The organism is Paenibacillus mucilaginosus 3016 (genome assembly GCF_000250655.1).
GTDB classification, from domain to species: domain Bacteria; phylum Bacillota; class Bacilli; order Paenibacillales; family NBRC-103111; genus Paenibacillus_G; species Paenibacillus_G mucilaginosus.
Genome location: NC_016935.1, coordinates 6,860,861 through 6,873,001 on the forward strand (window position 1 = coordinate 6,860,861; position 12,141 = coordinate 6,873,001).

At 61.3% G+C, this 12,141-nt stretch carries 7 protein-coding genes and 1 pseudogene; 4 read left to right on the forward strand and 4 right to left on the reverse strand.

Features of this window, described 5'->3' with window-relative positions:
* The first annotated feature begins 173 nt into the window (after nt 1–173).
* Both PM3016_RS28310 and PM3016_RS28315 read left to right on the forward strand, forming a co-directional pair.
* The gene (locus tag PM3016_RS28310) at nt 174–593 is read left to right on the forward strand and encodes a MarR family winged helix-turn-helix transcriptional regulator (RefSeq protein WP_014371805.1); all 420 of its coding nucleotides are present in this window, start codon (nt 174–176) and stop codon (nt 591–593) included.
* A 23-nt stretch (nt 594–616) separates the two neighbouring features.
* A complete protein-coding gene (locus tag PM3016_RS28315; protein WP_014371806.1) occupies nt 617–1,831 on the forward strand; it encodes an MFS transporter in 1,215 nt (404 codons plus the stop codon).
* Between the two features lie 145 nt (nt 1,832–1,976).
* On the opposite strand, the gene PM3016_RS28320 is transcribed toward PM3016_RS28315, so the two are convergent.
* A complete protein-coding gene (locus PM3016_RS28320) occupies nt 1,977–2,618 on the reverse strand; it encodes an NAD(P)-dependent oxidoreductase (RefSeq protein ID WP_337999643.1) in 642 nt (213 codons plus the stop codon).
* Between the two features lie 263 nt (nt 2,619–2,881).
* Between PM3016_RS28320 and PM3016_RS28325 the strand changes: the two are divergent.
* Nucleotides 2,882–5,854, forward strand: a pseudogene (locus PM3016_RS28325) (glycoside hydrolase family 48 protein).
* 765 nt (nt 5,855–6,619) lie between these two features.
* Here the strand turns inward: PM3016_RS28325 and PM3016_RS28335 are convergent.
* The 3 genes from PM3016_RS28335 to PM3016_RS28345 form a co-directional block, all read right to left on the reverse strand.
* Nucleotides 6,620–8,239 (reverse strand): response regulator transcription factor, encoded by a 1,620-nt coding sequence (locus PM3016_RS28335; protein WP_014371808.1) that lies wholly within the window; start codon nt 8,237–8,239, stop codon nt 6,620–6,622.
* A 575-nt stretch (nt 8,240–8,814) separates the two neighbouring features.
* Nucleotides 8,815–9,102: a DUF6171 family protein gene (locus tag PM3016_RS28340; RefSeq protein WP_013919855.1), complete on the reverse strand. Its 288-nt coding sequence runs from the start codon at nt 9,100–9,102 to the stop codon at nt 8,815–8,817.
* A complete protein-coding gene (locus PM3016_RS28345; RefSeq protein ID WP_014371809.1) occupies nt 9,099–10,601 on the reverse strand; it encodes an alpha-N-arabinofuranosidase in 1,503 nt (500 codons plus the stop codon). The genes PM3016_RS28340 and PM3016_RS28345 overlap by 4 nt, the downstream gene beginning before the upstream one ends.
* A 197-nt stretch (nt 10,602–10,798) precedes the next feature.
* On the opposite strand from PM3016_RS28345, the gene PM3016_RS28350 reads away from it, so the two are divergent.
* Nucleotides 10,799–11,971 (forward strand): MalY/PatB family protein, encoded by a 1,173-nt coding sequence (locus tag PM3016_RS28350; RefSeq protein WP_014371810.1) that lies wholly within the window; start codon nt 10,799–10,801, stop codon nt 11,969–11,971.
* Nucleotides 11,972–12,141 lie beyond the last annotated feature (170 nt).

The window sequence follows — 12,141 nt, forward strand, 5'->3', positions numbered from 1 at the left end:
ATAATTGCTGTGGTAACATTATAAAAGTTATTTTGTGGAGATGCTTTGGAACAGGAAGGGGTAAGCCGGCCTTTACCGTGAACCGCCTCTTCTATTCACTTCCAACCTGCTGCGGCACGGCTGCAGCTGATCCATGCCCATTATGCTTTTATCCATCAGGAGGATTGCCCCTCATGCGCATTGACGATTCCATCGGCTTCATGATCAGCACGATCGGCCGCAAGCTGAACCAGAGCCTGACGCTCCGCTTCCAGACGTACGACATCACCTCGGAGCAGTGGTCCGTGCTCAACACGCTGACGCTCGGCGACGGGGTGAACCAGCGGGAGCTGTCCCAGCGGACGGAGAAGGACCCGACGAACGTGACCCGCATCCTCGATCAGCTCGAGCGCAAGGGATGGATCCGCCGGGCCCCCCACCCTGAAGACCGCCGGGCGTATCTGCTCTACGTCACCGAGAGCGGGCGCGAGCTCAACCGCATTCTCGCTCCGATGGAAGCGGAGCTGATCGCCTCCGTGCTCGCCTCCGTCGACCCGGAGTCCGAGCGCGTGCTGCGGGAGGCCCTGCTCTCCATCAACGATCATATCCAATAACCAAAGAAAGAAGAGATGGACCCATGCCCCACCAGACCTTACCCGATCAGCAGACACCGGTGCCGCTGTGGACGCGGGATTTTCTCGCGATCTGCTTCAGCTCTTTCTTCGTATTCATGACCTTCTATATGCTGGCTGTGACTCTGCCGGGCTATGTGCTCGATGAGCTTCACGGCAGCAAGGGCCAGATCGGGCTTGTGACGACCGTGTTCGTCATCGCCGCCGTCGTCTTCCGCCCGCTCACCGGCAAATGGCTCGATGAGGGCAGCCGCCGAAAGCTGCTGCTCACCGCGCTCGTACTCTATATGATCTGCAGTGCGCTGTACCTGACCGTCCACAGCCTGACCGCCCTGCTCGCACTCCGCGTGCTGCACGGCGTCTCCTTCGGGATCGCGGCTACAGCCACGTCGGCGATCGCGGTTGACCGGGTGCCCGCGGCACGCAAGGGCGAGGGCGTCGGCTACTTCAGCCTGTTCATGAGCCTTGCCATGGTCGTCGGCCCTTACCTCGGGCTGATGTTCACCGGCTCCTTCAGCTACACGGTGCTGTTCGCCGCCTGCGCGGTCCTGGCCCTGCTGGCGCTCGTCTGCGGCAGCACCGTACGCATCCCGCCGCACGTACCGAAGCCGGTCACCGGCCACCCTTGGCACTGGACGCGCTTCATCGAGCCGGCCGCGATTCCGATCTCCCTGGCGGGCAGCGTGCTCGCTTTCTCGTACGGGGCGATCTCGACCTTCATCTCCGTCTTCGCCAAGGAGATCGGACAGGGAGCCATCGCTTCCTACTTCTTCATCGTGTTCGCGGCGATGATCCTGATCTCGCGGCCGTTCACGGGCCGGATCTTCGACCGCCGCGGCGAGCACGTGCTCGTCTATCCCGGGCTCGTCCTGTTCGTGGTCGGCATGCTCCTGCTGAGCCAGGCACACACCGCCGCCTTCTTCCTCTTCACCGGGGCGGTGATCGGCCTCGGCTTCGGCGCCCTGCTGCCGAGCTTCCAGGCCATCGCGCTGAAGGCGGCCCCCGCCCACCGCAGCGGCCTGGCGACGGGAACCTACTTCGTCCTGTTCGACACCGGGTACGGCCTCGGTTCCTATATCCTCGGCATCGTCGCCGCGGGGACAAGCTACGGCACGATGTACCTGGTCGGCGCGGTCATCACCGCCTTCACCGTGGTGCTGTATTACCTGCTCCATCACCGCAAGCAGAACCGGGCGGCGGCAGGCCGGCAGGCGGCCTGAGCCGGGACTGTGCCTTACCTGGCGAAGCCCGGTGGCAGACATCCGACGACGCGATATCAATCCTAATAAGTTAAAAAAGACACGGCAGCCAACGGGGAAATCAAGCTCCTATTGCTGCTGTGTCTTTTTTTCTACCACTCCCTACTCAATTCGCGATAAACGGAGTCATCCCAACATGCGACGGATCCGTTACCTGGTCAACCAGAAAGGAGGCGATCGCCCCATTGGTGATCCGGTACCCCGGCATCGAGGTGTGGCTCACCTTGATCTTCCCTGCAGCGGCTCCCTCCGAGACAAAGGGCAGGCGCACCAGCGTCCACTTCGCCTCACTGCCGGCAATCACCCCGTATTCCTTTTCTTTCGCCGCAATCATCTCCGGGTACATCATCCGGAAAACCCCGGCCGCCGTCCGATTGAACAGGCCTCTGCGGTCATGTGGGAGAACCAGCGAACCTCCGGTCACCCCTATGTATCTCGGGATCCCGCCCTCTTTCATCAAAGCGAGAATCTCCCGCGTAACCTCGCTGTACAGCTGCTCTCCCTTGGGAGACTGCCCGTAGGCATTGATCACGGCATGGCGGCCGGCGAGCAGCATCCGGAGCGACTTCCGGTCCCTCGCATCGCCCCCAATCACTTCCATCCCCCCGGCCGCTTCCGCTCCCGGGCTCCGTCTCAGCAGGCGGACCCCGTATCCTTTTTGTACAGCCGTGGCAGCAATGTGTCGGCCCACCCGGCCTGTTCCACCGATCAGTGCAATCGTTTTGATATCGATCCTTACCTTCCCTATTTAGATATTCCATTTACGTTCAGTCGCAGGGACAGGTTTCCAATTCACACGGAGCCGGCCCTCTCCATGCCGCCCCTCTCTGCCGCACAAGGTACAAGGTCACGAAACCGCTACTCAAAAAGTCACGCCTGTGGAAGCCTGCACCCAGGGAATATTTTACAATGGGGACCATGAGACCTGCGTAACGCATCTCCATCCGAGCACCGGAAAGGAGGGCCGGCCTCTTCCGTTTTCCCACTCTATTCCCAGGAGGAATGCATGACATGACGAAGAAAAACACCGGGCTCTACCAGCGCCTCGGCAAACTGCTTCTCGCCTCATCCCTCTCCCTGCCACTGTTCTCCGTACTTGCCGTGACCTCCCCTGCCAACCTCGCCTATGCAGCCGAAGATACGACGAACAAAACCCGTTTTCTCACCTTGTACAACCAGATCAAGGATCCGGCGAACGGATACTTCTCACCGGAGGGCATCCCGTACCACGCGGTCGAGACGCTGCTCAGCGAGGCTCCGGACCACGGCCACATGACGACTTCCGAGGCATACAGCTACTGGCTGTGGCTGGAAGCGCTCTACGGACACCATACGGGCAACTGGACCCGGCTAGAGCAGGCATGGGACAACATGGAGCAATACATCATCCCGAACGCCTCCGAACAGCCTACGATGAGCGGCTATAACCCGGCCAGCCCCGCCACCTATGCGCCGGAGCACCGGCAGCCGGACCAGTATCCTTCGCAGCTCGGCAGCTCCGTAACCGCCGGCAAGGACCCGCTGGACGCCGAGCTCAAGGCGACCTACGGCAGCAACCAGACCTACCTCATGCACTGGCTTGTTGACGTCGACAACTGGTACGGCTTCGGCAATTCGCTGAACCCATCGCATACCGCGACCTACATCAATACGTTCCAGCGCGGCGAGCAGGAGTCCGTCTGGGAAGCGATCCCGCACCCGTCCCAGGAGACGTTCCAGTTCGGCAAGCCGGGCGAAGGCTTCGCCACCCTGTTCGTGAAGGACAGCGGCGCGCCTGCGAAGCAGTGGAGATACACCGACGCCACCGACGCGGATGCCCGTGTCGTGCAGGTCATGTACTGGGCGAAGAGCCTGGGCTACAGCAACCCGGTCTACATCGAAAAAGCCAAGAAAATGGGCGACTACCTCCGCTACGGGATGTACGACAAGTATTTCCAGCAGATCGGCAGTGCCGCGGACGGCACGCCGTCTCCCGGGACGGGCAAGGACTCCTCGCATTACCTCATGGCCTGGTACACGGCATGGGGCGGCGGGATCGGCTCGAACTGGGCGTGGCGGATCGGCGCGTCGCATAACCACCAGGCGTACCAGAACCCGATGGCCGCTTACGCCCTGTCCGAGGGCGGGCTCGCTCCCAAATCGCCGACCGCCAAGCAGGACTGGGAAACCTCGCTGAAGCGCCAGCTCGAATTCTACACGTGGCTGCAGTCCAGTGAAGGCGGGATCGGCGGCGGCGCCACCAACAGCAAGGGCGGCACGTATGCGCCTTACCCTGCCGGCGTCAGCACGTTCTACGGCATGGCTTATGAGGATGCGCCGGTCTATCACGATCCGCCGTCGAACACGTGGTTCGGCTTCCAGGCTTGGCCGGTGGAACGCATCGCGGAATACTACTACGCCATGGCTGCCAAGGGCGACACGGCCTCCGAGAACTTCAAGATGGCCAAACGCGTGATGGATCAATGGGTCAAATGGGCCCTCGCCTATACGTTCGTCGACAAGAAGCCGGTAACCGACGCCGACGGCTACTTCCTGAACAGCAGCGGCCAGAAAAGTTCTCGGCGGCGCCAATCCGCAGGTCGCCACCACGCCGGCCCCCGGCCAGTTCTACATTCTCGGCGGACAGGAATGGACCGGCCAGCCGGACTCCTGGAAGGGCTTCAGCAGCTTCACCGGCAACCCGAACTACCACGTGATCGCCAAAGGCACCTCCCAGGACACCGGCGTGCTCGGCTCCTACATCAAGCTGCTCACCTTCTATGCGGCGGGAACGCAGGCGGAGAACAACGGCACCTTGTCCGCCGCGGGTGCCCAGGCGAAGACCACGGCAGAGCAGCTCCTGAATGTCGCCTGGAACCACAACGACGGCATCGGCATCGCCGTTCCCGAGAAGCGCGGCGACTATTCCCGCTACTTCACGAAGGAGATCTACTTCCCGTCCGGCTGGAGCGGCACGTACGGCCAGGGCAATGCCCTGCCGGGCACCGGGGCGGTACCGTCCGATCCGGCCAAGGGAGGCAATGGCGTCTACCTCTCCTACTCCGAGCTGCGGCCGAAGATCAAGCAGGATCCGAAGTGGCCGTATCTCGAGAACCTGTACAAGAGCTCGTACGATCCCGTTACCAAAAAGTGGACCAACGGCGAGCCTACCTTCACCTACCACCGCTTCTGGGCGCAGGTGGATATGGCTACGGCTTACGCCGAGTACAGCCGCCTGTTCGGAAGCGGCAGCACGACGCCGTCGGTGCCGGGCGCGCCGGCTGGACTCACTGCGGCCGCCGGCGATGCCAAGGCCACGCTGACGTGGAGCGCCTCCGCCGGCGGCAGCGTCCTACAACGTGAAGCGCGCGACGACCGCCGGCGGACCGTACACGACGGTCTCCACGGGCGTAACGGCGGACTGGCTTCACGGATACGGCGGTGACCAACGGCACGACGTACTACTATGTGCTGAGCGCCGTCAACGCGGCGGGCGAGAGCGCAAACTCCGCGCAGGTCAGCGCCAAGCCGCAGGCTCCGGCCGGCACGGGCGCCGTGGCGCTGCAGTACCGGGCAGGCGACACGAACCCGGCGGATAACCAGTTCAAGCCGCATTTTAACCTGGTGAACAAGGGATCGGCCGCCGTGCCGCTGAGCTCCCTCACGATCCGCTACTGGTATACCGCGGACAGCGACCAGGCGCTGAACTTCAATGTGGACTACGCCGTGGTCGGCAGCTCCAATGTGACGGGCAAATTCGTCAAGCTGCCTGCCGCCCGCAGCGGCGCCGACAGCTACCTCGAAGTCGGCTTCGGCACCGGCGCCGGCTCCCTTGCTGCCGGCGGCAGCAGCGGCGAGATCCAAACGCGCATCAACCGCGCGAACTGGTCGAACCTGAGCGAGAGCAACGACTACTCGTTCGACCCGACGAAGACGGCCTTCGCCGACTGGAGCAAGGTCACCGTCTACAAGGACGGCGTGCTGATCTGGGGCGTCGAGCCGTAAGAGGCACGCTGCGGGGACCGCGCTGCTGGACTCGCGGAGCAGAGCCTGCTTGGCTGACTGCCGATGGATGTGCTCCTCGCGTCCGATACTCCGGCCCTACGCCTCTCCACCGTATTGCGAGACACGTCTTATTAGGAAATTCACCTAAAGTAACGCGCCTCACATCCCAAACACCGGAACCCTGCGCTCATGCGGGTTTCCGGTGTTTTCACCATATCGGTGTGTGAGTGCCTGGCACTCCGCGAACGCCAAGCGGACTGTTCCGCCCGGGAACAGCCCGCAGGATATTTCATCCGTCCAAGTTCTAAGGATGGACTGGCTCGGGACGAATTTCTCAAATAAAGGAACTCAGATGCCTTATTCGATTATCTCCCATGGTTTCCCGAGACATAGCGGAACTCAGGTATCTTATTTTCCCTGAAGACCAGGAAAGTTCATGCCTGCAATGGAAATAGCGAATCTCCGTTCCGCTATTTACAATCTTCCCCTCACAAGGAGGCACATAGCGCATCGTAGTTCCGTTATATGTCGCCCGACTCACAAGCGCTGCTCCTCTACTGCCGGCCAAGCCGTTAAGCACTCCCTCCAACTCCGTTCCTGCCTCCTCACATTCCTCATCTGCCTGCTTTCTTCATTTCCTGCCCTCACTCCCAACCCGGCCTCCGCTCCATACTGCCGGGGGATTCCTTTTTTCTAAGCCACTTCCTTTCCCTCTGACCTTCATCGACTCTTCGTATCCGAACCCTCATGTCCGGAGCCACCTGCCTAAAGCCGGGCCTCATCCCTCCTCGTCTTCCGGTAGTCCTGCGGTGTCTGGCCTGTCGCCTTCTTGAACAGCTTCGTAAAATGGGAAAAATTGCTGTACCCGACCGTCTGCGCGATGTCGCTCACCCGCAGCGTCGATTCGGCCAGCAGCCGCTTCGCCTTGTCCATCCGGCGCTCGAGAATGTAGCCGGTCAGGGAAAAACCCGTCGTCCGCTTGAAGAGCCGGGAGAGGTAGGACGGATGAAAATGCACGTAAGCGGCCAGCTCCTCCCGCGTCAGCTCCTCGGCGAGGTGGTCGTCAATGAACCGGCGAACCTTCTCGACGACCGGTCCTTCGATCTTTTTGGCCGCCTGCAGCCCGCTCATCCCTTCCGTAACGACGCGGACCGCCCAGGCCCGCAGGTCGCCGAGCGTCCGCGTGGCCGCGAGCATGTCGTGGAGCACCGGTGCCGCGTACACCTCATGAACGGACAAGCCGTTCTTGTGCAGCGTATGGTAGATCATCTGCAGGAAGGCGTGATAAAAAGCGCCTAGAGACTCCGGGGTCAGCGGCTGGGCTTCAAAGGCCGAGAACTGCTCCTCCAGTGCCCGCATAACCTCTTCGCACTGGCCCGATTCGAACAGCACGGACAGCTCCGTATACCAGGAGAGCGGCACGAGCACGGTCGGGGGCTGAGGAACGAGCGCTTCCACGAAAGCCACCGCAGGCGGTCGCGCCGCCTGGCTGCGCACGCTTCCCGTCAGCCGGGCATGCGCATCCGGAAGGTCGCGGATGGGTGCAGGCGTGCCGATGTAACAGGACAGCCTGCAGTAGAAGTATTCCGAGCAGGCGAGAATGTACCGCTCACACCGGGCGGCCAGTTCCTCCTTGTCGGCATAGGCTCCGCTCCCGTCGTAGACCAGGACGATATTGCTGCCGGACGGGTTCTGCAGCACGGTGCCTTCCCAGCTCCCCAGGATGAGCTCCGCAGCGGCATTGCGCAGCGCGTACTTCATGATCTCCTCATCCGAGGCGGACAGGGGGCGTTTCCACTGCTCAATGTTCAGCAGGATGGGCAGAATGCCGCCGGGCCGCTCCAGCGCAAGCCCATACGTTGACAGGATCTCCTGCAGCCGTTCGGAGGTCGGGAACTCGCGCCGCTTGAGCAGATCATACCAGAACCGCTCGACGAGCAGCCCCTTGCGCGACTCCCAGAGGTTCCGGTATTTCTCCGCGACCGCTTCCCTGTCCACGGACTCGCAGCGCATTCGGATCTTGTCCAGCTCCCGCGCCACCGCCTCGCGCAGCTTCTCGTGACCCACCGGCTTCAGCAGGTAATCGGCACAGCCGAGCTGCAGGGCCGCCTGGGCATACGAGAACTCCGCATGGCCGGTCAAAAAGATCGTCTGGGTATGAGGTGACGACCGGTTCACCCAGCGCAGCAGCTCCAGACCGTTGTCGCCGGGCATCTCGATATCGCAGATGATGAGGTCGATACCGGTTTCCTGAAGCACCTCCTTCGCTTCCTGAACCCCATACGCCCGGAAGATTCCCCCGATCTCAAGATCCGCTGCCCGGATGGTACGGATGATCCCGGCTACAGCATACTGTTCGTCATCGACCACCAGCAAGTTATACAATCACCCAGCCTCCCTTCGTGACTAAGCTCTTTTGAGATCCTTTGGACACCCGGATGAACCGCTTACAATTCTCTCGCCCCCCCTCCTTCATAGATCAATTATACCTTTTATGGCAAATAAAGGGTTACCATAAAGATTATAGATTGTACCTCAAAAATTAAATCCGACTCCCGTCACAGGTTTCCTGGCTTTGATGGCATGGTCAACCCATATTGGTAAGCGTTTACATATTTTATTATAAGGGATTGCAATTGGAAAAATACCCCAAAAGTTAGTGGTCGTATCATATCATAATTACAGCACAAAGCAGACCCCCATCATCTGGGAAGTCTGCTTCAGCCTTTATAAACATGATGATTTCGCCTCAAGGGAGCTGCTGCAGGACCGCCAACGCCTCACGCCCTGCACGGCCGCCGGCTCGCCCAAGCCCGCCAAACGCCAGCAACTGCAGGCCGCTCCCCGCTTCACACCCGCGGGCGGCATTCACCGCGGTCGCCTCGCCCAAGGCAGCACGTCCGCGCCCACAATCGGCGCGCCGGTTTCCCGCTCCTGCGGCACGCCCCGTGCGCCACCTTCTACCCCGCCTCGGCTACCGCCTGCTGCCAGCGGGTGCCCGCCGGATTCGGGCAGTCGTTGGCCCTGAGCTTCGCCCGCACCTGCACGAAGCAGCCGCATACCTTGCACGTCATGCTGCTCTCGATGAGCTGCGGGCAGGTGCCGCATGCGGCCAGCCGCCGTTCATATACGTCGTCCGGCACCGCAGCCTCGGAGCGGAACACGGGTGCGGCGAGCACCCGTGCGATCCCCTCCTGCGTCACCTTGTACGCATCCGAGCAGCTGCGGCAGCCTTTTGGCGTACTCACAGCCCTTCCTCCCTCAGCTCGAGCACCACCAGGGACATCGGAGGCAGCACGGCCGTCAGGCCGCCTTCGTTTTTCTCAGCCCCATGGTAGGCCTGCGGTGCGACTTTGTCCGGCTCATCGAACGAATTGTGGTCCTGCATGCCGGAGGAAGCGAGCACGGTCCCGCTGACGGCATAGCCGCCGGCCAGCCCGCGAAGATCGAGCTCGACCTTCGCTTCCGAGCCCGGGTCGAGATTGCAGAGCGAGATATGAATCCGGCCCTGCGCATCCCTCGAAGCGGACACCGACACCTGCTCCAGCGCCTCACCGCCCTGCGCATACGAAGCGAACGTGCCGTGGGTCTCCAGCCTCTCCGCTCCCTGGTGAACCTTGTACATATCGAACACATGGTAGGTAGGTGTCAGCACCATCTTGGCGCCCTCGGTCAGGATCACCGATTGCAGCACGTTAACCGTCTGGGCGATGTTCGCCATCTGGACGCGGTCATTGTGGTTATGGAACAGATGCAGGTTCAGCCCCGCCACCAGCGCATCGCGCATCGTATTCTGCTGGTAGAGGAAGCCGGGGTTCGTGCCCGGCTCGACGTCGAACCAGGTGCCCCATTCGTCGACGATGAGCGCCACGCGCTTGTCCGGATCGTGGCGGTCCATGATCGCCTTGTGCTTCGTGAGCAGCTCGTCCATATGCAGCGTTTTCTTCATGGTGACGAACCAGTCTTCTGCCGTAAACTCCGTCGCAGAGCCTTTTTCCTTCCAGGTGCCCGGTACCGTATAGTAATGCAGGGAGATGGCGTCCATGTACCGGCCCGCCTCCCGCATCACGACCTCCATCCAGTTGTAGTCATCCGAGTTCGGACCGCAGGCGATCTTGTAGATCTTGTTCTCCCCGTAATTGCGCACGTAGGTCTGGTACTGCCGGTACAGATCCGCATAATATTCCGGACGCATGTTCCCGCCGCAGCCCCAGTTCTCGTTCCCCACGCCAAAATATTTCAGCGCCCAAGGCTCCTCCCGCCCGTTCTCCTTACGCAGCTTCGACATCGGGGAAACGCCCTCGAAGGTCATGTACTCGACCCACTCGGACATCTCCTGGACCGTGCCGCTTCCCACATTGCCCGAGATGTACGGCTCGCAGCCGAGCGTCTCGCAGAGCAAGAGGAATTCGTGCGTGCCGAAGTGGTTGTTCTCGACCACGCCGCCCCAGTGGGTGTTGATCATCTCCTTGCGCTGTTCGCGCGGACCGATGCCGTCCTTCCAGTGGTACTCGTCGGCAAAGCAGCCGCCCGGCCAGCGGAGCACGGGGATGTTCAGTTTTCGAAGCGCTTCCACGACGTCATTGCGGATGCCTTTCGTATTCGGTATGGGCGAGTCTTCGCCTACCCAGAATCCCTCATAGATGCAGCGTCCGAGATGCTCTGCAAAATGCCCGTAAATGTTGGGGTTAATGGTCCCTCTGCCGATGTCCGTCTGGATGATGACCCGATTGGCTGAAGCGCTCACAAGGTTTCCTCCTGTCCCTGGCGGGAATTAGATTAATGTAATTATTAAGTCATTCACATTTTCATTAACATATTATCAAGCCCGCTCGGCAGTGTCAATAAGGAATACAGGAACCCTTTTCCACCCGAATCATGATATAATCGAGCCAGGCTTTACTCCGTTTTGAGCAATATGATGAACAGAAGAGGTGACTCCCGTTGGCTTACGATTTTGACCGACTTATTGACCGCCGCAACACCCGCTCTTACAAATGGGACCAAGGTGCCAAGCTGTTCGGCGATCCGGATATTCTCCCGCTGTGGGTAGCGGACATGGATTTCCTTGCCCCGCCCGCGGTCCGCGAAGTGCTTGAGAAGCGTGCCGCGCTCGGCGTCTACGGGTATGCCGTCCGGACGGAGAGCTATCTTGCAAGCATCGTGAACTGGTACCGCCGGCGTCACGGCTGGACGGTCGAGCCCGGATGGATCACGGATTCCCCAAGCATCGTGACATCCCTGAGCCTGGCCGTCGAGCTGTTCACCGAGCCCGGCGGCGAGGTCGTCCTGCAGTCGCCGGTTTATTATCCGTTCTATGACGTCATCCTGGGCAACGGCCGCAAGGTCGCCAAGAACCCGCTCGTCATCCGGAACAACCGCTTCGAGATGGACTACGAGCATCTCGAGTCCCTGTTCCAGGGGGGAGCCAAGCTCCTGCTGCTGTGCTCCCCGCATAATCCCGGCGGGCGTGTCTGGGAGCGCGAGGAGCTGCTGCGCCTTGGCGAGCTGTGCCTGAGATACGGCGTGACCGTGGTTTCCGACGAGATCCACTGCGACCTGGCCCTCTCCGGTCACAAGCATATCCCATTCGCCTCCCTCTCGCCCGAGCTTGCGGACATTACGATGACTTGTCTGGCGGCAACGAAGACGTTCAACCTGCCGGGCCTGCACACATCCTACGTCGTAACCTCGAACGCGTCCCTGCGCCGCCGGCTCGAGCACCGCATCAAGACGCTGAGCATCCACATGGCGAGCCATTTCGCCCAGGACGCGGTGGAAGCGGCCTACAACGAAGGCGAGCCGTGGCTCGACGAGATGCTCGCCTATGTCGAGGGCAACCTCGATTACGCGATCGGCTTCCTGGCCGAGCACCTGCCGGAAGTGAAGCCGCTGCGCCCGGATGGCACGTACCTGCTGTGGGTCGACTGCCGCGGGCTGAACCTGGACATCAAGGGCCTCAAGGACCTGATGTTCAACCGGGCCAAGGTGGCCTTCAGCGAAGGTTCGGTGTTCGGCACCGAAGGCGAAGGCTGGCTGCGCATCAACCTGGCCTGCCCGCGCTCCATCCTCGAAGAGGCGCTGCAGCGCTTCTGCGGAGCGGCCGTACCGCAGTAAGCTGAACTGCCGCCATATACGACAACAAGCCGTAAGAAAAGCAGAATCTTTCTGCTTTCTTACGGCTTGTTTGTGCTTGGCCAAGCGGCCTTGTGCGCCTGAGCCCTGCCCTGTCGGACGGCAGGCCGGTCTCTGTTCAGGCAGGCACGGCACGTGCATGGGTATGGCGG

Bases quoted from the DNA above. Each gene is read 5' to 3' on its own strand.
- PM3016_RS28310 (WP_014371805.1), top strand. From the start codon at position 174: ATGCGCATTGACGATTCCATCGGCTTCATGATCAGCACGATCGGCCGC.
- PM3016_RS28315 (WP_014371806.1), top strand. From the start codon at position 617: ATGCCCCACCAGACCTTACCCGATCAGCAGACACCGGTGCCGCTGTGG.